At 48.9% G+C, this 23,759-nt stretch carries 21 protein-coding genes; 2 read left to right on the top strand and 19 right to left on the bottom strand.

Translation table 11 applies throughout. The annotated features are described in order from the left end of the window. Positions 1–29: 29 nt before the first annotated feature. A complete protein-coding gene (locus ABCW47_RS05415) occupies positions 30–680 on the bottom strand; it encodes a class I SAM-dependent methyltransferase (RefSeq protein ID WP_343208834.1) in 651 nt (216 codons plus the stop codon). Between the two features lie 207 nt (positions 681–887). Between ABCW47_RS05415 and ABCW47_RS05410 the strand changes: the two genes are divergently transcribed. Beyond that, on the top strand, positions 888–1,580 hold the full coding sequence (locus ABCW47_RS05410; RefSeq protein WP_343208833.1) for a coenzyme F420-0:L-glutamate ligase: 693 nt from the start codon (positions 888–890) through the stop codon (positions 1,578–1,580). Between the two features lie 116 nt (positions 1,581–1,696). On the opposite strand, the gene ABCW47_RS05405 is transcribed toward ABCW47_RS05410, so the two are convergent. The 7 genes from ABCW47_RS05405 to ABCW47_RS05375 all read right to left on the bottom strand — a co-directional run bounded on the left by ABCW47_RS05405 (position 1,697) and on the right by ABCW47_RS05375 (position 5,833). Then, on the bottom strand, positions 1,697–2,620 hold the full coding sequence (locus tag ABCW47_RS05405; RefSeq protein ID WP_343208832.1) for a SufB/SufD family protein: 924 nt from the start codon (positions 2,618–2,620) through the stop codon (positions 1,697–1,699). After that, positions 2,617–3,363: an ATP-binding cassette domain-containing protein gene (locus ABCW47_RS05400; protein WP_343208831.1), complete on the bottom strand. Its 747-nt coding sequence runs from the start codon at positions 3,361–3,363 to the stop codon at positions 2,617–2,619. Before ABCW47_RS05400 ends, ABCW47_RS05405 begins: the two co-directional genes overlap by 4 nt. A gap of 141 nt (positions 3,364–3,504) precedes the next feature. After that, complete coding sequence (gene def / locus ABCW47_RS05395) at positions 3,505–3,960, bottom strand: peptide deformylase (RefSeq protein ID WP_343208830.1); 456 nt, start codon at positions 3,958–3,960, stop codon at positions 3,505–3,507. Further along, positions 3,935–4,198 (bottom strand): helix-turn-helix transcriptional regulator, encoded by a 264-nt coding sequence (locus tag ABCW47_RS05390; RefSeq protein WP_343208829.1) that lies wholly within the window; start codon positions 4,196–4,198, stop codon positions 3,935–3,937. Before ABCW47_RS05390 ends, def begins: the two co-directional genes overlap by 26 nt. Before the next feature lie 444 nt (positions 4,199–4,642). Beyond that, entirely contained in the window at positions 4,643–5,020 is a 378-nt protein-coding gene (locus ABCW47_RS05385) for a hypothetical protein (protein WP_343208828.1), read from the bottom strand. A 55-nt stretch (positions 5,021–5,075) separates the two neighbouring features. After that, positions 5,076–5,663 (bottom strand): P-loop nucleotide/nucleoside kinase family protein, encoded by a 588-nt coding sequence (locus ABCW47_RS05380; protein WP_343208827.1) that lies wholly within the window; start codon positions 5,661–5,663, stop codon positions 5,076–5,078. Beyond that, entirely contained in the window at positions 5,660–5,833 is a 174-nt protein-coding gene (locus ABCW47_RS05375; RefSeq protein ID WP_343208826.1) for a hypothetical protein, read from the bottom strand. The genes ABCW47_RS05380 and ABCW47_RS05375 overlap by 4 nt, the downstream gene beginning before the upstream one ends. Before the next feature lie 689 nt (positions 5,834–6,522). Here ABCW47_RS05375 and thrS point away from each other — a divergent pair. Beyond that, positions 6,523–8,424 carry a threonine--tRNA ligase gene (gene thrS / locus ABCW47_RS05370; RefSeq protein ID WP_343208825.1) on the top strand — a complete coding sequence of 634 codons (1,902 nt, stop codon included), beginning with the start codon at positions 6,523–6,525 and terminating at the stop codon, positions 8,422–8,424. 99 nt (positions 8,425–8,523) lie between these two features. On the opposite strand, the gene ABCW47_RS05365 is transcribed toward thrS, so the two are convergent. The 11 genes from ABCW47_RS05365 to ABCW47_RS05315 form a co-directional block, all read right to left on the bottom strand. Next, on the bottom strand, positions 8,524–10,917 hold the full coding sequence (locus ABCW47_RS05365; protein WP_343208824.1) for a sensor histidine kinase: 2,394 nt from the start codon (positions 10,915–10,917) through the stop codon (positions 8,524–8,526). Continuing rightward, complete coding sequence (locus ABCW47_RS05360) at positions 10,880–11,590, bottom strand: response regulator transcription factor (RefSeq protein ID WP_343208823.1); 711 nt, start codon at positions 11,588–11,590, stop codon at positions 10,880–10,882. The genes ABCW47_RS05365 and ABCW47_RS05360 overlap by 38 nt, the downstream gene beginning before the upstream one ends. 192 nt (positions 11,591–11,782) lie before the next feature. Then, positions 11,783–13,198 carry an ABC transporter permease gene (locus ABCW47_RS05355; protein ID WP_343208822.1) on the bottom strand — a complete coding sequence of 472 codons (1,416 nt, stop codon included), beginning with the start codon at positions 13,196–13,198 and terminating at the stop codon, positions 11,783–11,785. Continuing rightward, complete coding sequence (locus tag ABCW47_RS05350) at positions 13,185–13,346, bottom strand: hypothetical protein (protein WP_343208821.1); 162 nt, start codon at positions 13,344–13,346, stop codon at positions 13,185–13,187. The genes ABCW47_RS05355 and ABCW47_RS05350 overlap by 14 nt, the downstream gene beginning before the upstream one ends. A gap of 225 nt (positions 13,347–13,571) precedes the next feature. Next, on the bottom strand, positions 13,572–14,459 hold the full coding sequence (locus ABCW47_RS05345) for a helix-turn-helix domain-containing protein (protein WP_343208820.1): 888 nt from the start codon (positions 14,457–14,459) through the stop codon (positions 13,572–13,574). Positions 14,460–14,651: 192 nt separating this feature from the next. After that, entirely contained in the window at positions 14,652–16,016 is a 1,365-nt protein-coding gene (locus ABCW47_RS05340; protein WP_343208819.1) for a sensor histidine kinase, read from the bottom strand. Continuing rightward, positions 16,009–16,710 carry a response regulator transcription factor gene (locus tag ABCW47_RS05335; RefSeq protein WP_343208818.1) on the bottom strand — a complete coding sequence of 234 codons (702 nt, stop codon included), beginning with the start codon at positions 16,708–16,710 and terminating at the stop codon, positions 16,009–16,011. The genes ABCW47_RS05340 and ABCW47_RS05335 overlap by 8 nt, the downstream gene beginning before the upstream one ends. Before the next feature lie 125 nt (positions 16,711–16,835). After that, positions 16,836–18,140 carry an alpha-amylase family glycosyl hydrolase gene (locus ABCW47_RS05330; protein ID WP_343208817.1) on the bottom strand — a complete coding sequence of 435 codons (1,305 nt, stop codon included), beginning with the start codon at positions 18,138–18,140 and terminating at the stop codon, positions 16,836–16,838. A 41-nt stretch (positions 18,141–18,181) separates the two neighbouring features. Next, entirely contained in the window at positions 18,182–19,111 is a 930-nt protein-coding gene (locus ABCW47_RS05325; RefSeq protein WP_343208816.1) for an MORN repeat-containing protein, read from the bottom strand. Positions 19,112–19,127: 16 nt separating this feature from the next. Beyond that, positions 19,128–21,215: a PTS sugar transporter subunit IIC/EAL domain-containing protein gene (locus ABCW47_RS05320; protein ID WP_343208815.1), complete on the bottom strand. Its 2,088-nt coding sequence runs from the start codon at positions 21,213–21,215 to the stop codon at positions 19,128–19,130. Positions 21,216–21,393: 178 nt separating this feature from the next. Next, positions 21,394–23,640, bottom strand: a complete 2,247-nt coding sequence (locus tag ABCW47_RS05315) for a diguanylate cyclase domain-containing protein (RefSeq protein WP_425516056.1) — start codon at positions 23,638–23,640, stop codon at positions 21,394–21,396. Positions 23,641–23,759 lie beyond the last annotated feature (119 nt).

The following is a 23,759-nucleotide window of genomic DNA, read 5'->3' as shown; positions in this document are numbered from 1 at the left end:
TGTTATTGCAGCATCTCCTTTTTGCATCCCTATTCTACTGCCGCCTGAAAGTCAAGACGAATAAACATTTTACTGCCGGGAAGCCCGTACTCCTCCTCTAATTCCAGCCTGTACCCTGCATTCTCCATACACTTCACCAATTCTGTTCTATCTACGCTGCGATGAAGCGGGTCCAGGACCATCAGAGAGCGGCGATATGGTGAGTCTGAGACAAAAGAGCTTCCTTCCTCCCTCTGAATCACACAAGACAAATATCCGGGCCCGGCCGCCCTGATCTGTTCTGCAAATCTATGTACACCTACATATTCGATCAGCAGGTTTGCAATGACCAGATCAACATGAGGGAGCACCGTATCTTCATTTGTCAGATCCATCCGCAGTGTCACTAATTTTTCCCCCAGCCTTCTGTAACGCTCCCTGCACATAGTCAGATAATTCACATTCACGTCAATTCCGTATACGGTCTCCACACTGTCCGGTATATGTTCCAGGCCGTTTCCTCCCGCAACACCCAGAATTGCCATACTGCGAATACAATGAACATTCATCTGCATTTTCATAATATAATTTAATACAGTCAGCTGCCCTACCATGCTGTCTTTCATGTGTTCCTCGTAATCACTGAGCGGCACGATTTCCCAGGGATTCTGCCGTACTGCTGCCGGCTGCCTTTCATTCATACACCTATAACTCCTTTTTGGTAATTATTACCTTTTATTCTATCATAATATACCGATTCTGCGATATAAACTTATAATTCCCTATTATATTCTACTTTGTTACAACTATTTGGACAACCTGATGCAATTGAGTCTTTTAATGGTATACAGAAACTTATGTACTGCCATTGACAGAGGCAGCAGGAAAAGAGAAAGGAAGTTGTTTCTATGATAGTCAATCAGGGAAAGTCTGAATTTGTAGAATATAAAAATGAAAAATACGCCTGTTACGCCCTTCGCACGAAGGTTGTGACAAATCAGGACCGTCTGGAAGATATTGTGCAGGAGTATGCGCTGCCCTATCTCCAGCCGGGCGATATCCTGTTCATCAGCGAAAAGATGGCTGCCTGTACACAGGGCAAAGCAATCCCTATGTCCGATATCCGTCCGTCCCGTCTGGCCTGTTTTCTCAGCCGCCATGTAACAAGATCTTCTCATGGAATCGGGCTCTCCATGCCGGAGACGATGCAGTGCGCTCTGAATGAGTGCGGTACGATGCGGATTCTGTTTTCCTCCGCGGTTAGCCTGATTGGAAAATTTTTCGGGCAAAAGGGGTGGTTTTATCGGGTTGCCGGTTACAAGGCCGCCGGAATGGACGGGCCCTGTTCTTATACGCTTCCGCCCTATAATCACTATGTTGTTCCCGCCCCGGACAAACCGGGGAAGGTGGCTGCTGACCTTGCCCGCAGCTTAAATCAGACGGCCGTGCTCATCGTCGATATTAACGACCTGGGCGGAGCGATTCTGGGCAGTTCTGAACCCAGGCACAGCAATAAAAAATATGAACAGCTGCTGCGTCAGAATCCTCTGGGTCAGGAAAACCAGCAGACCCCCATGGGTATTCTGCGGCCTGTTAAATAAACTTAAGAGATGCCGGCAGCCTCTTCCTTTACGGTCACCGGCATCTCTTAATTCATGTCATTTTATCATTCGCTCTGTTTTCTCTATGGCAGTTCATTTGGTCTATGATAATAAACCTACTTTAAAAAGGCCTCGATAATAACCCCTTCTGCCTCCTCCTGCGTCATGCCAAATGTCCGCAGCTTCGTCAGCTGCTCACTGTTGATCCTTCCGATTGCCGCTTCGTGCACAATCTGTGCATCTACATGTTTCGCATTGATCTCCGGTATAGAAGCAACCTGCGCATGGTCCATGATGATGGAATCACACTGGACATGAGCGTGACAGAGAGCGTTGCCCACAGCCTTTGGGTGGAAGGTCTGGATGGAATCCTCCTTGGCCACAGACCGGGAAATGATCTGAGCAGAGCTGCCGTCCCCGTTCATCTGGATCTCCATATTGGAAACCGCGGTCTGCCTGCCGTGCGTCATGAGCTTTTCAATTACCGACAGCCTGGTATCCGGCCCCATAACAATGTCTGTTTCCCGCACCGTGGAATCCACGCCCTTAATCTGGGAGGTTTCAAGGGTAAAAGAGGAACCCTCCTCCATCTCTATCCTGGTAACCGGATTTAAGACCCTGCCGCCGGCTCCGGCACCCTCTCCGTAGTGGTTTTCTTCATAGCGTACCACTGCGCCGGGACCTACATGAAAGGTATGAATCCCGTCGTGGCGGCTTTCCTCATGGCCGTCATTGTGTATACCGCAGCCCGCCACAATCGTAACGTCCGCTCCTGCTTCTATATAAAAGTCATTATAGACAATATCTCTCATTCCCGATTCGGACAGCACAACAGGAATATGTACCTGCTCGTTTTTTGTCTGACCGCTGATAAATACGTCAATACCCGGATTGTCTTCCTTCTTCTTAATCTGAATATTCTCGCTGTCACCATGGCAGACTCCTTCCCCGTTGTACCGGAGATTATAAGCGCCCTCCTGCTTAAAGCCCAGTGAGTCGATTATTTTCAAAATCTGATCCGTAACTTTATCTAAGATCATATGAAACCTCCATTCCCGCTCATGCAGGCAAATTCCTCCTGATATTCTCCCTCGGCGCCGAACAGGACCGGAGCAATCTCCTGCTGCGTCCCCAGCTCCCTGATCCGTCCGTCCTGCACTACCATGATACGGTCCGCCATACGGATAATCCTTTCCTGATGGGAAATCAGGATCAGGCTTTCCTGCTTCTCCCGGTGAATCTGTTCAAACTGCTTTATCAGCATAGAAAAGCTCCACAGATCAATCCCAGCCTCCGGCTCATCGAAGATACAGATCTTATGCGGCTTTGCCAGCACTGTCGCAATCTCGATCCGTTTCATCTCCCCGCCGGAAAGTGTGGCGTCCACTTCTCTCTTTAAATACTCCCGGGCGCACAGTCCCACGCCGCTGAGCAGATGACAGCATTCCTCCTCCGGCAGCTCTCTTCCGGCCGCCAGTGCAAGCAGGCGCTCCACCGTCATCCCCTTAAAACGGGGAGGCTGCTGGAAAGCAAAGCCTATTCCGGCTTTGGCTCTATCCTCGATATCCAAATCGGTCAGGTCGGCGCCGTCCATATGGATTCGGCCGGAAGACGCCTTTTCAATGCCGATCAGCAGCCTGCCGATCGTGGTTTTTCCGCCGCCGTTTGGTCCGGTAACCACCAGCATTTCCCCGTCCTGTACCTGAAAACTGACATCATTTACGATTGTCCGTTTCCGTCCTTCCTCTATAACCTCATAAAACAGATGTTCAACCTGAAGCATTATCTATCCTCTTCTTTCCGCAAATTCTTTTGTACAGCAGGACACAGCCCGCAAAACCATTGGCTGCCTACAACTGGAGTATACTTGAAACCTTCCCTGGTTTCAACTGTTGTTTCTGAGAAAGAAACGCATAGAAATGGGTTACAGCTCCAGCCATTCAATGACTTTATCGGTAAATACGATCCCGTCCAGGTGATCAATCTCATGACAGAAGCATTTGGCCATAGCCCCTTCTCCAGTCATCAGTATTTCCTCTCCCTGTTCATTCAGCGCCTGTACCGTCACCCGCTCCGGACGGACCGTTCTGCCGAACTTCCCCGGAAAGCTGAGACATCCCTCCACACATTCCTGGGTGCCTTCTGTACCGACGATCCTGGGATTTATCAGCCGTATAACGCCTTCCCCCATGTCAATTACAACCAGTCTTTTCAAAATCCCCACCTGGCAGGCCGCAATTGCGGCTCCGTTTTCCGTGGCGTGAAGGGTATCTTCCATATCAGCCAAAAGCATGCATATATGGTCGTTTACCTCCCGTACTTCTTTACACGGCTTCCTCAAAATCTCATCATCATTACATCTTATTTTTCGTACCGCCATCGCCTGCATCCCCCCTGCTGCATTCTGCCCGTGATTTTCTCCGGCTCTCTTCAAATTGAAACACTTCCTCAATGCTGCATCCAAATGCCCGCGCTATATCATAGGCAAGCCAGATGGACGGCTCAAACTTTTCGGTTTCAATGGCACAGATTGCCTGCCTCGAAGCACCGACCAGCTCGCCGAGCCGGGACTGGGTCATACCCACCGCTTCCCTTAATTCCCGAATTCTGTTTTTCATCTCCAGTCCTCTCAAAACTACTTTATCGGCATGTAATGTTAACCTTACTTTATAATAATCCAACTGATCCTGCCTGTCAACTAACGCCCTGAAAGACTTATTGCAGCAAACAACAAGGATGTTACCTGGTTTAACCCTTAAGCACAGCTTTTGGAGTATTCTTCTATTCAGATTTTTCAGCCTTTTTCCATATCCATAATGCATATCCGAGAGAAATAACACATAACAGAATGGAGATGATGATACTGGTCCTTTGGGTGCTTTGAACAGCAAAGACAGATAGTGAAAATAAGCAAAACAAAGACGATACACACCGGGGCGGTGATTATCTTTTTTAAGCCAAGCGAAGCTGAAAGGTTTTCAGCAAAACTAAGCAAAACAACATAGGCAATCATCCACACCAGAGAAAAGTTCAAAACATTTTTCTTATATAAACGATACACTCTACATTCCTCCTTTTAGCGCATATAGCGTACCTTCAAATATCAAATCCAAATCCGATAAAATGGTTTCTTCATCGTATTCCATATCGTTATTTGCGAACATACTGGCATATCCATGAGCAAACAAAAATAAGGATTTGAACATAATCCGCGCTTGATCCAGGGGAATATTTCTTGTCTTTGCTATGACAGTAAAAATGGATTCGGCTTCTTCGGCACTTGTCAAGTCTGAAACACTTTTTCCCGAAAATTCATTCGTTTGAAACAGAAACCGAAATAGCTGCTTTTCTTTTGCTCCAAATCGGATATACTGCAGCCCGATGCTTTTCATCGGGGACTGTCCTTGAATATCAGCGATGTATAACAATGGGCGGCCCAAAGGCGGCCGCCCAAAAAAGAAAGCTATTCAGATACAAAGAATTTATACGTTTTTGTCACTCGGACTCCAAGATACTCAGCACACGTTTCATGGATTCCTGATATTCTTCCTCCGTAGAGTTATAAAAAAGCAGCAGGTCATCCCGACATTCCGGATCATCCAGCTCTTCAGGAATACTGAAATTAACACCCTTAATATATTCGTCCCAGTTTTCCAGCTTCCATTTATCCCGGTCGGAATTCCTTGCAATCATCCGCTGGCGGCAAACTTCAACACTGGTTATAATCCAGATAATCACCAGCTTGGCGTTTCTTTCGGCCAGCTTCTGCCGCAGCCCGTCAATATAGGCTTTATTTCGTATTTCCCGGCTGAACGGCGCATTAATCAGCACAATATCATCATACTCCAGTGCCTCCATACCGATTTCCAGAATCGCGTCATACTCATAGTTCCGGATATTTTTTTCAAAGAAATCGGAACTTCTGTCATATGGCTCCCCCGCCACGGCAAATATTTGCTTGGAGAGCACAATCAGGCTGTCCTTATCCAGATAAACAACATGATTTAAATTTCTGGAAATCTGTTTGGAAATGTAGGTCTTGCCGGATGCCGGCGGCGAAGTTACCAGTATCAATTCTTTCATAAGTATTCCTTTCCCGCAGTTAACCGCGCAACAGCTCCGGAAGTATACGATTCATCCGGCTGTTTTTTAATATGGGATATGGGATATGCCTCCCCGTCTATTTTGATATCCTGCCGCATACTCTCCGCACACATCCGCTCCCAGTATCCGGCATCTTTTCCCCACTTCATTCAAGTATGCCTCGGCGTACTTGCTGCGAGCCGCAATTTTTCCTGCCCTATTAATATAACCCGTTTTAAATATTTATTACGATCTCTGAAATTGAGCAATGCTGTCTCTCTTATCATACTCTGTCACCCGCCATCCGTTCCCAGTCACTTTTATTTATCATAACACAGCAGATAAATCTTTGCTACGTTCCTGCTGTAACCGGGCAGCAGGAAAGATACAGCCGTTACACTCTCTATTTCCAAAATCTTCATCCCATCAGACATTTGACAATCAATGAAAATAAGTGTATGGTATGTATCATCAAATAAAAAAGCTGTGACAGAGACAGTAACCTCAGACCGGGAAGACCAGAGAGAAGAAACAGAATGTGCTGGAAGTTTCTTTCCTTTCCGCTTTGGTGAACACCACTCTCAAGCTGCGGTATTGAAATACCGCCGTTGTCCGCGTTAAGGAATAGGGTTTGCTGGAGCCCGAAGTGAAAAATCAAGGTGGAACCGTGCATGGATATGCACCCTTGGAGAACGTAAAATCGTTACTCTGAGGGTGCTTTTTTATTCTATTTTAAAAAGTTTTCTAAACTTACCTGAGTAACAAACGGTGGCACGCTTCGCGAACCGCCTTATTGTAATAAAAAGCCGCCGTTCCCTGCACGGCCAGCCGTTCTGCCCAAAAGAAAGGAAATGATAACATGAATGTAACATTGAAAAATGGCGAGGTAAAACATTTCGATCAGCCTCTTACCGTACTGGAAATAGCACAGGGCCTCGGCCGTTCTCTGGCTGAGAAAACCTGTGCCGCCAGAGTGGACGGTGAGGTGATGGATCTGCGCACAACCATTGACAAAGATGTGGATCTCGCACTGTTAACCTGGGAGGATGAAGAGGGTCTGGCTGCCCTGCGGCATACCGCCTCCCATATACTGGCCCAGGCTGTAAAACGGCTGTACCCGGATACCAAGCTGGCCATCGGCCCATCCATTGCCGAAGGTTTCTATTATGATTTTGACCGGCCGCAGCCCTTCATACCGGAAGATCTCTCTGCCCTGGAAGCCGAGATGAACCGCATTGTGAAAGAAAATCTGGCGCTGGAACGCTTTACGCTTCCCCGGACCGAAGCCATACAGTTGATGAAGGAACAGGGGGAGCCCTATAAGGTAGAACTCATTGAGGATCTGCCGGAGGATGCGGTCATCAGCTTTTACCGCCAGGGGGAATTCACCGACCTGTGCGCCGGTCCCCATCTCATGAGCACCAAGCCGGTAAAGGCCTTTAAGCTCACCTCGATTGCCGGCGCGTACTGGCGCGGGGATGAAAAGAATAAAATGCTGACCCGGATTTATGGAACTGCATTCCCCAAGGCATCCGAGCTGGAAGAATATCTTGCCAGAATGGAGGAGGCCAAAAAACGGGATCACCGGAAACTGGGCAAAGAGCTGGGGCTCTTCGCTCTGATGGAGGAAGGCCCCGGATTTCCCTTCTTTCTCCCAAAAGGGATGGTGCTGAAAAATACACTGATTGATTACTGGCGGCAGATTCATACCAGAGAGGGCTATGTGGAGATATCCACCCCCATGATGTTAAACCGCTCCCTCTGGGAAACGTCCGGCCACTGGGATCACTATAAAGAAAATATGTACACCACCGTAATTGACGATACCGATTTTGCAGTTAAGCCAATGAACTGCCCCGGCGGTATGCTGGTCTATAAAATGACCCCTCATTCTTACAGGGATCTTCCCATCCGCATGGGAGAGCTGGGGCTGGTACACCGCCATGAAAAATCAGGGGCGCTCCACGGCCTGATGCGGGTCCGCTGCTTTACCCAGGATGATGCACACATCTTTATGACCAAGGAACAGATCACGGAAGAAATCAAAGGTGTGGTCCGTCTGATAGATGAAGTATACAGCCTGTTTGGCTTTCAATATCATGTAGAGCTTTCTACCCGCCCGGAAAATTCCATCGGAAGTGACGAGGACTGGGAGGTCGCCACAAACGGTCTGGCAAAGGCTCTGAAGGAAATGGGCCTTGACTATGTGGTAAATGAAGGTGACGGCGCTTTCTATGGTCCCAAGATTGATTTCCATCTGGAAGACTCGATCGGCAGGACCTGGCAGTGCGGTACCATCCAGCTGGACTTCCAGCTTCCTCTGCGGTTTGAGGCAGAATATACCGGCGCGGACGGGGAAAAGCACCGGCCTATTATGATCCACCGCGTCGTCTTCGGTTCGATTGAGCGCTTTATCGGTATCCTGATCGAGCACTATGCCGGCAAATTTCCGGTATGGCTCGCTCCTGTTCAGGTCAAGCTGCTGCCGATATCCGATAAAACAGCTGATTATGCCCAAAAGGTCTGCCGCCTGCTGAAAGAAAAGAATATCCGGTGTGAGCTGGATGACCGTCCGGAAAAAATCGGCTATAAAATAAGGGAAGCCCAGTTAGAAAAAATCCCTTACATGCTGGTTGCCGGGGCAAGGGAGGCAGAGGATCAGACCATCTCAGTCCGCAGCAGAGATACCGGCGAGACAGTTGTTATGACACCGGAAGCCTTTGCGGATATGATCCTGACAGAGATACAGGAGAAGAAATAGATACTTGTATAAACAGCAAACGGCGGCATGCTTCGCGAACCGTCTTAATGTAAGAAAGAGCACGTGCCGCCATTCAGGCACGTGCTCTAGTTCTATTTACTATTCCGGATCTGTCTCTGCGCTCTGAGGCAGACAGATCTTTTTTACATTTCTTACTTCCTGTTCCGTTTCCTTTGGCCCAATCTGTTCAAATCCAACCGTCACCACAAAGAGATCGGCAATCGTCTCTATCTTAAAGCTTCCGCCGCAGGCCTCCGTGAAGCTCTGCGCAATGGATAATCCCAGTCCGCTTCCGCCGTCGGTACGGCTTTCATCTCCCCGCACAAACCGCTCTGCAAAATTGACATCATCCGTAAGCTCACTTTTTGAAGTGTTCTGTACACTGGTCACCGCGGCAAATCCATTGGCCTTTAGTGTTACATAGACACGGGACCCGTCCAGCGAATATTTCAGAGCATTTCCCAGCAGGTTCTGGAAAACACGGTATAATCTCTGCCCGTCTGCCAGGATCATCACCGGTTCTTCCGGTACCTGGGACTTGATCGTCACAGAGCTTGTATTAATCTGTTCCTGCATATCCGCCATCGTCTGGCGAAGCAGCTTACCAAGATCGATCTCTTCTCTCTTCACCGGAAGCTGGCCTGATGCCGCCTTACTGACCTCAAATACATCCTGTACAATGGTTTTCAGCCTCTGGGACTTGCTGTTTAAGATATTGATGTAATCCTTTACATGGTCCGGAAGCCCGTCTTCCTCGCTGAGCAGCTCCGCATAGCTGATGATAGAGGTAAGCGGGGTCTTGATGTCATGGGACACGTTGGTGATCAGTTCCACCTTCATCCTCTCACTCTGCATCTGCTCTTTCAGAGCTTCATTCATTCCCCGCTGAATATCATTTAAGGCTTCTGCGGTTTCCTGCATATCGGAATCCTCCGGCAGGTTCAGATTCGTCTCCAGATTTCCTGCCCGGACAGCGTCCACCTGCTGTATCAGATCGCCCATATCCCGAAGCGCTCTTCTCTCCCTGCCTCCGAACAGCAGCAGGATCAGCGCTAAACCTCCCAGGAGAACAATGGACAAGATAAGCTGAAATGCAAGAAAGTGACTCCCATAGGAAGAGTATTCATATCCGATCAGCGTCATAACAATCAAAACCAGGGCAGTCAGCGACAGAATACCTGCCATCATTCGAAAGAAACGCCGGTTCATTCTTTTCTGGAAAGGCAGTCTCATATCCTGACTCTGTATCTTTCCCGCGATTCTCCCGGTCAGACTGTTCTTCCAAGGTTTTCCGTTATATCTGGCGTCATTGATTAACAGGTAAGCCGTCCACACCAGCAGAAGAAGGAAGAATGTACCTCCGTACTGCAGCCGCCATCCCCATTCAATGACTATTTCACTGACAGCAATCATTCCCTCCATACGATAATAGTACACAACGAAATAGATCAGGAACAAAAGCACACTTCCAATACCTGCCGCCGCAAGCAGCGCTTTCAGTTCAAACCAGACTTTTCCGGTGATCCGGGCCAGGAAGCGGTCCCCTCTTTTCTTGTCTTCATGCCATACGAAAGAGAAGATCAGAAGTACAAGGCCGGCAAAGGCGCTGATTCCGGCACTGACACACCGGTCCTTCTGGTTCGCCAGCCTCTGGTACGCCCAGTACAACCCATTATTTTGATATTCACTGCCGGAAGTCGAGTAATTTCCCCGCACGTACGGCATGGGGTGAGAGGTCACCGCCATGGTTACATGGGCTTTCTGCGTCTTTTCGTCCGCCTGGAAATTCCGGTAACCGGGCACATACCAGTCCCGTCCATCTTCATAGTAGCCGTCGCCATAGACATCTACATCATGCCCGTCTTTTTGGATCGAGACCTTTCCGTCTGCATATTCCAGGAGGAAGTTATACCCGTCCGGAAGCTTCCCCTGCTTCAGATCAAAATACGCATCATCCGCGTTGGCAAACTTCTCACTCCCATTCCAGGAAATAATATAGAGGACATTTTTGTCATTCTTCAGGCTCTCGTGAAGCCGCTTTGCTGCCTTTTTGTAATCCGGCTGATAAGCAGTAACTTCACCCGCATTATTACGCCAGATCTCTTCCTCCACCTCCCTGCGCTCTTCCTCCGACATATTGTCCCAGTCCAGGCCAGAAAGCGCCTCAACGGTTCCGGTATCGCTTACCACATTTGTTACACTGCTGCCAAACCAATTATTACTTCCATAATTGTAGTAGTCCCCTTCATAAGAACTCCAGCTGACGGGGCCTTCCACCGCCATTCCAAGGAATTCTTCCAGATATCCGGTCACGGTTTCCCGAAACTCGGACGTATCCTGAAAATCTGACGCAAAAGCGTCTTTGACATAACTTCCCGTGCCTCCGGCAAACATCCCCAGCACACGGCACGTTCCGCTTATGAACAGGCTGGCACCCAGAAAGAATGCCAGAAAACTAACGGCTGCTTTCCATTTTTTCGATTTTGTAGCCAATTCCCCACACCACCTTCAAATATTCTGGCTCTTTTGGATTGAGTTCTATTTTTTCACGAATGCGCCGGATATGAACCATCACGGTATTTTCAGGGGCAAAGGCTTCTTCCTCCCATACCCGCTGATAGATTTCCTCTGCAGGGAATATCCTTCCCAGATTCCGCATCAGCAGATCCACAATCTTCGTCTCCGTTGCTGTCAGCCTGACCGGTTCGCCGTCGGCATAGAGTACCCGCTCTTCCGCCTGATAGCTCAGCCGTCCATTATGGATTACCTTGCTCCACATAGGGGCGTTGATATCACCCAGGATTTTGTAGCGCCGCAGCTGGCTCCGCACACGGGCCGCCAGTTCCTGGGGATTAAAAGGTTTTGTCACATAATCGTCGGCTCCCATGGAAAGACCCAGGATTTTGTCGGTATCCTCACTTTTCGCACTCAAAACGATTATGGGGATATTCCGCCGCTCCCTGATCTTGATCATCGCCGACAGGCCGTCTAGCTTCGGCATCATAACATCAATAATGATCAGCTGAACGCCCCGCTCTGTAACCAGTTCCAGCGCCTCCATTCCATCATAGGCCCGGAGCACCTGATATCCTTCTTTCTCCAGTAAAATGGCAATCGCCTTCACGATTTCCCGGTCGTCGTCGACCACCAGCACACATTCATTCATTTGAACTCCTCCCTTAAGCTTGCATCTATCGTATAAAAAGATTCTTACAAACACTTCGACAGAAATCTTACGAAATTCTTACAAAAGAAGGCACCGCAAAATGCAGAATTTTGCAGCGCCTTTTGTTATTTCATTATAGCACACATCAAGTGATTCCGGGGAAAGAAAACCACTGAACAATCTCCGGCCTTCTCAGTCGCTTTTCATTGCCTCCAGAGCGGATATCTTTACAGCTTTCCTGGAGGGATAGGCGCCGGAGAGCAGGCCGACCCCCAGAGCAAAGAGCAGGGCAAATACAACCAGCCACGCCGGAATGACCGAGACTGCCAGCCTGCCGCCTTCGATCATCTCCATTCCCATCTCTTCCCCTCCGGAGCCCATGGTATTCATGATAAAAGAAATGATATAACTGATTCCTACACCGCAGACACCGCCCAGCAGGCCGATGATCCCGGCCTCCAGCAGGAACATAGTCAGAATGTCCTTTATCTCGCATCCCAGTACCTTCATCACACCGATCTCCTTTTTTCTTTCATTTACCGACATCAGCATGGTGTTGGCAATTCCCATCGCCGCAACCAGCAGGCTGATGGCTCCCAGCCCGCCGAAGGTTTTCTGCCTCTGCCTGACTTCCTTTTCCATCGACTGGCGGATCTCTTCCATACTGCTGCACTCAAATCCCATGGCCTTAATGGCTTTCTGGACTTCCTCCACATTTTTAATATCATTGACTTTTACAACCGCCTGGGTATAACCCTGGTTTCTTTCCTGTTTTGCGCTCAGGGCCCTTGCCGCGGCTCTCTCAAAGTCTTCCAGAGCACGGATATCCATGATGATTCCGGCCTGGGTCTCATAACCTTTATTCATATTTGCTTTCAGTGTACCGACTATCTGCAGCTCTTTCCGGTAAATCTTTTCTTTCCCGTTTTTATCGGTTGAGGAAACGGTCAGATAAAGCCTGTTCTTCTTGATATCTATGTAAGGCGGCTTCCTCCGTCCGGCGTCTGAGCCGCCCTGTCCGGTTCCGCCCGGCAGCATATCCCCGCTGTAGGCAAAGCCTGTATCGTAGGCGCTGACCATGTTATGGTTCTTTTTTGTCTTGTCCTGAAATTCATAAGCAAACTCTTCCCCCACAAGCACCGGAATTGTCTTGCCGATCCGTTTTACCACCGGCGGCGGAGCTCCTTGTGTCAGCTCATATTTCAGGGCGGAAAGCAGAGAGACATCCATGGCTTTAAAACTGAGGGATGGAATCTCGTATTTTTTCTTCTTCTGGCTCGTGACCTTAAAGTCAAACTGACTGCTTGTTTTCAGAGGTGATACCGCATCCACATCTGGCATCTGGCTGATCTGGTCCAGTTCTCTCTGTGTTAATTTTAGTTTTCTGCCGTCGGAGGATACCGATCCATAGTTATATATAGTAATCTCCGTCAAATCTCCCATCTGTTCCAGCATTTTCCTCTGGTTTTGCGACATGGCGATTCCCAGCGAAACAGTAATGATAATGGCACAGCAGCCGATCACCACACCCAGGATCGTTAAAATCGTTCTCCCCTTGCTCCGGGACAGATTTCGTCCGGCCAGAATACACATATCACTTTTTTTCATTGAGATTCCATCCTTTCGCTTCCAGCTCCTTTTTCAAATCAAAATAATACTGTTCTTCCATCCTATATAATTTTACCTGTGTGCAAATGACATAAAATAAAAGTATCAATAACACTGCGATTCCGATTATAATCATCAGATTTATCATCGGCTCTCTCCTCCTTTATTTCCGGGTTTTTCCCATATTCTGGTGTTTATTGTCTGTAACCAGAATAATGGGAAACTCTGAAAAAACAGGGGATATAATTCTTAAGAAATCTTAGGAGCGTACATGGCTTATGAGAGAAACCGGAATTGCGCAAATATACACTGAGGCTGCTGTCAAAGTTTCCTTTTACAGCAGCCTCACAGATGTACTTATAGTTTCATTGTGTTACTTTTTACTTACCGGAATCAGTTCAATATATCCTCTTGTTCCCACCGGTTCCAGCTGAATACGGGGATTGCTCTTATCCCAGCTCAGTCCGATGACAGACGGATCATATTTTTTGATGGCATCCCATACTTCCTCGATCGCCTGGCAATAGTATTCTTCCTCAAAGGGTTCGCCCTGGAACATCAGATACTTCGCCTCCGGCAGTTCAATCATATCAAAGCCCTCCGGCACCTCCCCGGCATAATCCGTCTCTACCTCCACACCCTGTACATATTCGGAGGTATCCGGCTTTCTGTACCGCGCCGGCAGCCAGAGGCAGACAGGCTCTTTGCCGAGGGAACGAATACTCTGGAGCAGGCCCCATACATCACAGCCCACCTCCTCGCAGTAGGTGAAATAGTCCTCCGCTTTTATCCCGCGTTTAATGATTACTTTCCTGGCCGGTTTTTCAATTACCTGAATGAATACATTTCTTAGATTTTCCATGACTGGTCTCCTTTCCATTTCTCTGAATTTCACTCCATAAGGTGTAAAAAGGTAAAGAGGAACCGGATGGGCGGCATATTCACCGGGATTACAGCCAAATTCGCGGTAAAAGGCCCGCTGATAACCATCTACGCTTCCAAAGCCCATTTCCAGAGCCACATCTGTGATCCGGCAGTCCTGATCCCTCAGCTTCAGCGCGGATTTGGACAGACGGAGCCTGCGCTGGTATTCGGCAGGCGATAATCCCACATATGACGTAAATAGGCGGCAGGCGTACCAGGGCGAATAGTGGGATATCCTTGACAGCGCCCCAGGCGTTACCGTTTCATTAAAATGAGCCTCCATATAATCCTGCATGTTCTGGACCGCCTCTATTTTCTCCCACGTCCTCTCTTTCATAAGCACCTCACCCTTTCCGTTTTTGATCGGTTCTTCTTTGTCTTCGTTTGTTATCATAAACCTGGCCATGGAAAATCACTCGACTTTTTTTGCACAGTTCGGAAAATATAATTTCCTGTATCACAAAAATAAAGAAGAGTCTGCTGCTTTAGTTTAAACAGCATTCTCCTCTTTACTCATAATGTCCATATCTCAATCCGCAGGTCTGATCACCGGTCGGCAAGGCAGAACAATCGTCGTCTTAAATATCCCATTCTCTCTTGACGTCCGGTATTCCCCCCGGTGCAGCTTCATAATTTTTATGCAGGTTTTCACCCCGATCCCGGAGCTTTCCACCGCAGAGCTGTCCGTATTCTCCCGATTTTCAAATTCCACTTTCAGCTTATGATCCGCTGCGGTATATGAAATATGTACCGGCCAGTCCCGGTCCGCATATTTCGCCAGATTGGACAGCGTATTGTCAAATACCCTTCGGATCTGATCCACATTCACATCCAGAGAACAGTGGATTTCCGGCAGATCACTTTCAATCTGGAATCCTCTGCTTTCCATATCAAAGATCGCTTCCACCAAAACCTGCTGCATAAATTCAAGGCCGTCGATACATTCGGTCTCTGTCTCTTCCTCTTCCTTGCCATAGACCAGAAAATACTCGAACAGCTTGTCGGAAAGCTGTTTGATCTGCAGCGCCTTCTCATGGCTGCTGTGGACAAACTGCGTCAGTTCCGCCTCACCGGAATATTTTTTCAGTTCTATAATATCCAGATAGCCCAGAAGGGAAGTCAGCGGTGTCCTTAAGTCATGGGACATGGCCGTAATCAGCTCGTGGTTTGCCCGTCTGGCTTTTTCTTCTCCCTCCTGCCGCTGGATGATGGATTTTCTCATATCGTCAATCCCTCTGGCAAGATCGGACAGTTCGTTGCGCCCCCTAATGGTAATCGGATAATTTAAGTCGCCGCCCTCCAGGATTTTCAGCTCCCGCTCCAGGAAATTGATATAGTTTAACTTTCTCCGGATCAGATGGGTAAACACAATCAGAAAAGCAATGAATCCCAGGAAGCCGCAGGCAATGGATGCCAGAGTATAGTACATCAGATCATAGTAGCAGTAAAATTCCGCAATCGCCGGTCCGTCTTCAAACTGAACCGTGTAGATCTGGTCTTCCCCGGCATCGCTGATATACATGCCGTCTTCTGTAGAGACGGCGGATGAATAGGTTGAGTCCGGCAGAACTTCTCCTTCCGGAATGGTGGACGCATATACCAGCATGTTGTCCCTGTATAAGAAAAGCATCATAAACCGTTCCCGTTTTACCCACTGATCCAGGGCGTCCCGGTCGGTAAGGGCAACCTTGTTATCCGATACATACCGTTCGAACCTGGCTGCACATTTTTCTTCCTGCCTGGCCCAGAACTCTGTATTCTGGGTCTTTTCATCCAAAATACTGAAAGCCGCCCAGCGCAGGGCGAAAAAAACGCCGACACACACGAGCAGCGAAATCAGTACATCCGCGATCAGCTGCAGGCCCAGCCGGCTTTTCCAGAATGATCTATTCAATCCGATACCCCCTGCCCCATACATTTTTAATATATCTGGGATTGCCCGGATCTTCCTCCAGCTTCCGCCGCAGATTACGGATATGGACCATTACGGTATTATTGGATGAATAAAAATAGGGTTCCTTCCACACGCTCTCGTAAATATTCTGGGCGGTAAATATCTTCTTTCGGTTAGATGCCAATAGAAGCAGAATATGATACTCCAGATCGGTCAGCAGAATCTCCCGGCCGTTTTTCTTCACACACCTGGAGTCTTCATCTATTTCCAGATCCTCCACCGCAATCACCTTATGAGGCGAATCAGCCGCCTTGCCGCAGTAGACATGATAGCGGCGCAGCATGGCCTTTACCCTGGATATCAGTTCCGTATAAGAAAAGGGCTTCACCAGATAGTCGTCGCCTCCGGCAGAAAAGCCCACCGCCTTGTCCGAATCCTGCGACTTTGCCGTCAGAAATAGAATCGGTGCGTGGGTCTTCTTCCTTATCTCCACACAGGCCGAATAACCGGAACGGCCCGGCATCATCACATCCAGTATAATCAGATCTATATCCGGCTGGGCTTTTTCTATCGCCTCATCCCCATTGACGGCCAGATAAACCCGAAAACCTTCACTCTCCAGTAATATTCTGATCACTTCCCGGATCTCCGGGTCGTCATCCGCAAACAAAATCTTTGTTTTTGCTGTCTCCATCGAACCACCTCGCTGTTTAACTGTATTTTATCGTAGCGGTTCCTGTAATACCAGAAGCCAGGAAGGGATTTCAGAATTCTTAAGATTTGCCGTCCGTCTCAAATCGCCGTTAAGAAACGTCTTTCCTATCGAATTTTCCAGAATTTCATTCCATATCCGGGAATCACAGTATTTTGACCAGACAGCTCTTCCCCGGAGAGAAGCTCTGTCACTGTTTCCGGCATATCCGGCAGGGAACACTCCCACGGCTCCGGCGCCGCGTTAATACCGACCCGGATTCTCTCGTTCTCCGTCTCCCGCTCAAATACCAGCTGCTGGTTTGTCACCATTATATTTTTATATCCGCCCCGGCATAAGGCCTCACTCCCCCTGCGTATGCCAATCAGCGTCCGGATCAGTTCCGTCAGTCCATTCACAGTCTGGCCTTCCGGGCAGGGCCGCAGAGCGTCATCCCCGTCTTCTTTTCGTCCCTTTTCTCCCCACTCGCTTCCATAATACAGGCATGGAATACCCGGCATCCCAAAGAGGACTCCATAGAGCAGGGGCAGATGAGCGGGCTCTGTTACTATACTGGCCGCCCTTGTAACATCGTGATTATCCGCGAAGGTCATCAGATGCCTGCCCCGGTAAATGGTCCAGGGCTCCGGGCCGAACTGCCGGTTCAGGGAATAGGAGATTTCGAACATATTCATGCTGTTAAAGCTGGAATACAGGCCTTTGTAGCACTCATAATTTGTACAGCTGTCAAGCATTTCATCATTAACGATCTGATTGTGATCCCCGAACAGCACTTCCCCGATCAGCAGAAAATCATCCTTAAGTCCCCTGCAGAAATGGTGAAGCTGTTTTAAAAAATCCCTGTCCAGGCAGTAGGCCACGTCCAGACGCAGCCCGTCAATGTCAAATTCTTCTGTCCACATACGGATACTCTCGAACAGATGGGAAACCACCTGCGGATTCGTAAGGTTTAATTTGACCAGTTCGAAGTGGCCCTCCCATCCTTCATAGGAAAGTCCGTCCCGGTAGCCGTTATCCTGGTCAAACCGGATATAAAACCAGTCTTTGTAGGGGGAATCCTCCCTGTTCTTAAGTACATCCTGAAACGCCCAGAAGCCTCTTCCCACATGATTGAACACGCCGTCAAGCACAACCTTCAAGCCATGGTCCTTCAAATCCAGGCACACGTCTCTGAAATCTTCATTTGTACCAAGTCTTGCATCCACCTCGCCAAAGCTTCTGGTATCATATCCATGGTGATCCGACTGAAAAACCGGATTGAATAATACGGTATCCACCCCCAGCTCTTTCAGGTATCCGCTCCAGGAAAGCATTTTACGAATCCTGGGCGCCTGCGCGCCGTCATTTTCTCCGGGCGCTCCGCTAAACCCCAGAGGATATATCTGATAAAATACACTGTTTTCCCACCACATGGTCTCTTCCTCCTACTTCCGGATCAAGTCAATCTGTCCGGTCATGGTACTATATCAATATAATGCGCCTCAACCAGCGGCACCTTGTTTCCATCCTCATACTCATGAACACCGGTAATAATCCCGTAAACCGTTATCCGGTCCGGCCGGTCCGCCTTTTTTTCTTCCAAACCATACCGGTAATATACAATCGCTTCCATATCTCCGGAACCAGGCAGTTCAAGAAGAAGCTCATTGTAGGCGTCTTCCTCCGCAAACCAGCTGTACGCCACATCCCCGCTCAGCCCGATCATTCTGCCGATATAAAGGGCTGGATCTGCCAGGCAGCTTCGGTACTGCTCCGGGCCAAATTCTTCGCATCGCAGCCGGACCGCCTCGCCCCGCCTGGTCCGCTCTGCTTCTGTCTCACACAGGAATCCGTTCTGGAACCGACCCGAATAAATTAAATTCCCCTGTTCATCATAGGTGGTCCCTTCTCCTGAATACGCTCCGCCGCAGAAATCTCCCTGGTATATGACGGCACTTCCGGTACCGCAAACGCCTGTCTTAATATTGTCCGCCTCATAGAGTCCGCTCTCCCACAGACCGGTGTTCCAGCGTGTTATACCATTTCCGGACATATGCCCGTCTTCAAAATTCCCGGTGTAGGTCCAGCAGGTACCGTCCTCGTTAAAGGCGGTAAAGCTTCCCGCTCCCTGAGGTATTCCGCCGGACAGAGCGCCTGAATAATACCCTTCTCGCTTTCCGAAGGAGAAAGCCAGGGTCATCCGTTTGGATACCACCTGTTCCGTCTTAAGAATACGCTGCAGGCGCGCCCCGGCTCTCTCCTGAAGCACGGGATTTATCCCTACTTCCAGACCCGGTATAATTTCACTGGTACTGTCCTGTGCCGCATAGCACTTTGCGGGCCCGGCCATACACAGGAGTATAAGACAGAGGCAGATCACTGCCGGCTTCGTATTTTTCCTCATCTGATGTTTCCTTCCCTTATCGGTTCTGTTCCGGATGCTCCCTGCAGTATTCAATAAATGAATACAGCGGGACCGCCCGGCTGTATAAAAATCCCTGATAGCAGCGGCAGCCAAGTCCAAGCAGTATTTCTTTTACGTTCTGTGTCTCCACCTGTTCTGCTATCACCTGAAAATCCAGATTCACACCCAGTGCCGCGATTGAACTGATAATCTCCCGGCATCTGACATTATCCTCGGCCTGTCTCACCAGGCCTCCGTCCAGTTTTACAAAGCGGAAATTATTCGTTTTCAGATAGTTCAGCGAGGTCTGTCCCATGCTGAAATCATCAATAGCCATAGCAATATTATTTTTCCTCAGTTTATCAATATTCTCCGTTACATGCTCCAGCTCGTTTAGCGAAGCTTCTTCTGTAACCTCCAGGCCAAACATACCTTCCACATGGTACTCTCTGACCATTTCAATAATCCGGTCAACCAAAACAGTGTCGTCCAGTTGTTCCGACGTCATATTGGCAGATATATGCATCTCATTTCCCACAGCTTCTTTCATAATGCAGATATCCCTGCACACCGAATTAAAAATATGGACCGTAAGCTCTTCCAGACAGCCGGCCTCTCTGGCCAGCGCGATTACCAGCGGCGGATATACAGTCTTCCCGCCATAGCTCCAGCGCAGCAGAGCCTCTGCACCGATTACCTGCTCTCCTTCATTTACCTGGGGCTGATAGTAGACCGGCACCTCATTCCGGGCAATATCCGCCTGCAATTGATCCGCCAGAGTTTTCGCCGCGATTCCGATGCTGTCATTGCGGTTTAAATAAGTTCCTGAAACTCCCAGCTTTTCGTCCCGGCAAAACTTCTTCACCAGCTCCTGTATCATAAATTGTTCCCGATTCTCTCTTGTCTTTTCATACAGACGGATAAAAGGAATATAGATTGCTGTGCCTGCGATGATAATAATCAGCTGAACCAGAGCTCCCCGCATCGATCCGGTAGCCAGGTAGCCGCTGAAAAACACCGGTGTGGTCCAAACTACCTGATTTGTCACCGCAGGCATGAATCCTGTAATGACGGCGCCGTAGCCGATTAACAGGGAACAGAGCGGGACCAGGATAAAGGGCAGAAGCAAAATGGGGTTTAACACAATGGGCAGGCCAAACACCAGTATCTCATTAATATTAAACAAAGTCAGCGGTACGGAAGAATAGGCCAGCTTCCGGCTGCTTCTGGATCTGGAAACCAGCAGCATGGCAAGCACCAGGCACACCGTGGCGCCGCAGCCTCCCAGCTGAGCAAAATTGTCCATAAAGGATTTGGATATAATCGTCTGCGTCTGCGCAGAAGTGGCAAACATCAGGTTGCCAACCGGGTCCAGCGCATTCCCGCCATGGATACCAAACACCCAGAGCAGATTCAGCATGATGGTATATAATATCCCATTTGCAGGCTCGCTCCGCACGTTGTGAAACAGCTCCGTAAGACCATTCGATATAAAATCATTAAAGTTATTCACATGCACAACGTGTACCAGAAACAGATTGGCACAGGTGAACACCGCCACACAGCCCAGAAAGGGAAGCAGTGCGGTGAGTGACGTCCGGTAATAACTGTCATTTCCGGCGGACGCTGCATGCAGATGCTTTCTCAGAAATGAGTAGAGGCAAAAAAACAGCCGGGTCGCCGCAATAGCGCTGAGCATGGCGGTAAACACCCCGATTGTCCCAAAGCAATCCAGCGTAAGCGAACCGCCTGCAGCCCCAAAGGACGCAATAAAACAGGCCATGGCCGTGATCATGGCCGTAACCTGAACCATCCTTCCATCCTTCGTATAATATGCGGAATAATAATAGCTGATTCCCAATACCAGATAAGCAGATAAAAATCCGATCGTAGTATCAAAAACCGTATCCAGAAACCGCATCAAGATCCCGCCGGCAAACTGTTCCAGAAAAACCTGTACCTGGGGAATTGGAAAGCTCCGGATCAGCAGCGCCAGCGATCCGGTTAACACAACCGGGATTACCAGCACAAAGCCCCTTCGCACCGCCGATAAGATCCGGCTGCCGTCCAGCCTGTAGACACCCTTAAGTAATTTATAATTCACCTGTTTACCTCTGTCATTCCACTGTTTTTCACATTAAAAGGCTCTGTACACATATTCCTTTTTATTTTACCCGAAAGACATAAAAAAGACAAGCAGCCCGCCGGCATACCTGTCTTTTTCTACTGCAGCCCGGCCCCCTGCTTGTCTGCAAACCGTCCGTTAGCCGGGAGCTGCCTTCTTATCTGTTTCCAATTGTTTCTTCTGCACGGTACTTACACAAAAACGTGCCGATCACATCCGTAATCAGAGAGACCGACCGCAGCTGTTCTCTTGTCCACAGCCTGCTTCTTCTGCAGTCATCAAATCCCAGAAACCCTTTATGTTCTCCCCGATCCGTCAGCGCACACTGGAGGATAGATAAAACAGGAGAGGGCTCCTCCGTCTGTATATTCCGGATACAGAGTATTCCATCGCTGTCAAAAAGCTTCCTGTGAGCTTCCACCGTCAGGCCGGAGGCGGCCGCAGACATATCCGCGCCGTGGTGAATACCGTCCTCACACCATTCAAAGGATTTCACATAACAGTTCTTCTCCCGATCCGCCTCATAAATGTAAACACGGTCGGCGCCATAAGCCCTTCCTATAATCCCCAGCAGCTGACAGACCGCAGACGGTATGTCGGCCGCGGTGTGGAGCATGCGGAATGTATAGCGGGCCAGAGTTTCATCTATATTTCCAATATCGGAATCAATTGTTTCATTGATCGTCGTCTCCTCCGGGCTATGACTGCCCGGCCTGAGCAGATCATAAAAGGCATAATTCCCCTTATCCAGGTTTTTCACATAGTACAGGGCTTTATCGGCACAACGGCAGAGATTTTCATAATCTTTTGCGTCGTCCGGACAAAATGCTATTCCAATACTGCAGGACAGCTGCATCTTTAGCTGTTCTTTCGCACTGATGCCATCCACTTCCTGCAGTATTTCTGCTGCTCTCTTCTCCACGATTCTGCTGTCGCTCACACCGGGCAGGAATACCAGGAATTCGTCCCCGCCGATCCGGCCGATCAGGTCAGTGGCGCGGAACAGTTTTTTCAGGCTCACCCCCAGCTCTGATAAAACAGCATCTCCCGCCAGATGTCCATACCTGTCATTCACTGTCTTAAAATTATCCAGATCAATCAGAAAGAGCGCATGCGCCCCTCTTCTGCCCGTTCCGCACAGATACCGCTCCACCTGCTCCCTCACGGCAGATTTATTGAGAAGTCCGGTGAGTGCATCCTTCTGAGCCTGTTCAATCAGCTTATCCTTCTGTTTCTTATCCTGATCTATATCCACGATAACACCCACCGCCTTAATCGGACGTGCCTCACTGTCGTATTGGGTTGTTGCTCGGATTCTGCACCATGCATAGCTGCCGTCTCTGCTTCTGATCCGGAATTCGGTCTCGGAATAAGGTACGCCGGCTGCCGTATCCTTCATGATTTTTATGAAAGCCGCCATATCGTTCGGGTGGATGTTAAGCGACCTGGGAATCCGGCTGCTTATCTCACAGGAAATCGCTTCATAGCCAAACTTTTTCTTCCAGTTCGCGGAGAAATCCAGCGTATCTTGATTGATGTCCCATTCAAAAATAATATCATTAGCCTGATCCATGATCACCTGATGGCGCTCCAGACTCAGTCTTAAATTTTCTTCTGTCTTCTTTCTCTCCGTAATCTCCACCAGCATGCAGAAAATGCTCTGATTACCGTCCGGATCGGTGACCAGCTTAGCCTTATCCAGTACCCAGATGTGTCTTCCGCTCTTGTGAACCACTCGGTATTCCAGTTCCAGCGTACTGTCCTGTCTGAGCCGTTCTCTGCAGCAGCGAAGCACCTCCGCCCGGTCTCCGGGATAAATCATTTGAATAAACTGGTCCTGAAATATTGCCCTTACTTCTTCTCTGGTGTATCCGAACAGACTGCAGCAGCCTCTGCTCATATTAATCAGGGTAAAGCAGGGATCGTTTTTGCATTGGTGGACCCCGCCGGGTATATTTTCAAAGAGCATTTCCAACTCCTGCGTCCGTCGGCTGAGCTGCCTTTTCGTCTGCTCCATCCGGTTCTCCAGATTCAGCTTTTCTTCCAGACTGCTCTTCTTCACATAGCTCTCCCCCTGGGCCTGGTTATCGTCAGCGCTGGATAGATGCAGGTGCAGCAGTTTCATGCCCTCTCTGCTTATCTCGCACACGGCTGTAACCCGGTCATTGATATCGGCCAGATCCGCCGCCTGGGAGGCGGCCCGCACATATCCGTATACAACGCATATTCTGTCTGTCAGGCTGACAGCCTGATACTGCTCTTCTTCTATTTTAAATCCCATGGGATACTCAATTTTCTCCCATTCCAGCGTTCTTCGCGCTTCCTCAAGGTTAAAGCACACTTCCTCCGCTCCGGAGCCTATCCAGGATATATTCTCACCCAGCAGTTCCAGCAGAGCGCTCATATTTCTATCTTCAAAGTATAGTTTTTGAAGATGTCTTATAAATTTTATTGCTTCCTGTTCCTGCGGCACTGTTTGATTCTCCTTTTTAGAATATACTTTATTTATTTTATCTGATTTGC

The sequence above is a fragment of the Anaerolentibacter hominis genome (assembly GCF_032380675.1).
In the GTDB taxonomy this organism is placed as follows: domain Bacteria; phylum Bacillota; class Clostridia; order Lachnospirales; family Lachnospiraceae; genus Anaerolentibacter; species Anaerolentibacter hominis.
The sequence above is the reverse complement of the archived record's forward strand: the minus strand, read 5'-3'. Positions and strand labels throughout refer to the sequence as shown.

What these genes read in the sequence shown, in the direction of transcription:
- ABCW47_RS05325 (WP_343208816.1), bottom strand. Translation starts at nt 19,111, where the DNA reads ATGAGGAAAAATACGAAGCCGGCAGTGATCTGCCTCTGTCTTATACTC.
- def (WP_343208830.1), bottom strand. Translation starts at nt 3,960, where the DNA reads ATGGCGGTACGAAAAATAAGATGTAATGATGATGAGATTTTGAGGAAG.
- ABCW47_RS05345 (WP_343208820.1), bottom strand. Translation starts at nt 14,459, where the DNA reads ATGAAAGAGAGGACGTGGGAGAAAATAGAGGCGGTCCAGAACATGCAG.
- ABCW47_RS05390 (WP_343208829.1), bottom strand. Translation starts at nt 4,198, where the DNA reads ATGAAAAACAGAATTCGGGAATTAAGGGAAGCGGTGGGTATGACCCAG.
- ABCW47_RS05335 (WP_343208818.1), bottom strand. Translation starts at nt 16,710, where the DNA reads ATGGAGACAGCAAAAACAAAGATTTTGTTTGCGGATGACGACCCGGAG.
- ABCW47_RS05330 (WP_343208817.1), bottom strand. Translation starts at nt 18,140, where the DNA reads ATGTGGTGGGAAAACAGTGTATTTTATCAGATATATCCTCTGGGGTTT.
- ABCW47_RS05415 (WP_343208834.1), bottom strand. Translation starts at nt 680, where the DNA reads ATGAATGAAAGGCAGCCGGCAGCAGTACGGCAGAATCCCTGGGAAATC.
- thrS (WP_343208825.1), top strand. Translation starts at nt 6,523, where the DNA reads ATGAATGTAACATTGAAAAATGGCGAGGTAAAACATTTCGATCAGCCT.
- ABCW47_RS05355 (WP_343208822.1), bottom strand. Translation starts at nt 13,198, where the DNA reads ATGAAAAAAAGTGATATGTGTATTCTGGCCGGACGAAATCTGTCCCGG.
- ABCW47_RS05400 (WP_343208831.1), bottom strand. Translation starts at nt 3,363, where the DNA reads ATGCTTCAGGTTGAACATCTGTTTTATGAGGTTATAGAGGAAGGACGG.
- ABCW47_RS05405 (WP_343208832.1), bottom strand. Translation starts at nt 2,620, where the DNA reads ATGATCTTAGATAAAGTTACGGATCAGATTTTGAAAATAATCGACTCA.
- ABCW47_RS05380 (WP_343208827.1), bottom strand. Translation starts at nt 5,663, where the DNA reads ATGAAAGAATTGATACTGGTAACTTCGCCGCCGGCATCCGGCAAGACC.
- ABCW47_RS05350 (WP_343208821.1), bottom strand. Translation starts at nt 13,346, where the DNA reads ATGATAAATCTGATGATTATAATCGGAATCGCAGTGTTATTGATACTT.
- ABCW47_RS05360 (WP_343208823.1), bottom strand. Translation starts at nt 11,590, where the DNA reads ATGAATGAATGTGTGCTGGTGGTCGACGACGACCGGGAAATCGTGAAG.
- ABCW47_RS05410 (WP_343208833.1), top strand. Translation starts at nt 888, where the DNA reads ATGATAGTCAATCAGGGAAAGTCTGAATTTGTAGAATATAAAAATGAA.
- ABCW47_RS05315 (WP_425516056.1), bottom strand. Translation starts at nt 23,640, where the DNA reads ATGAGCGCTCTGCTGGAACTGCTGGGTGAGAATATATCCTGGATAGGC.
- ABCW47_RS05375 (WP_343208826.1), bottom strand. Translation starts at nt 5,833, where the DNA reads ATGAAGTGGGGAAAAGATGCCGGATACTGGGAGCGGATGTGTGCGGAG.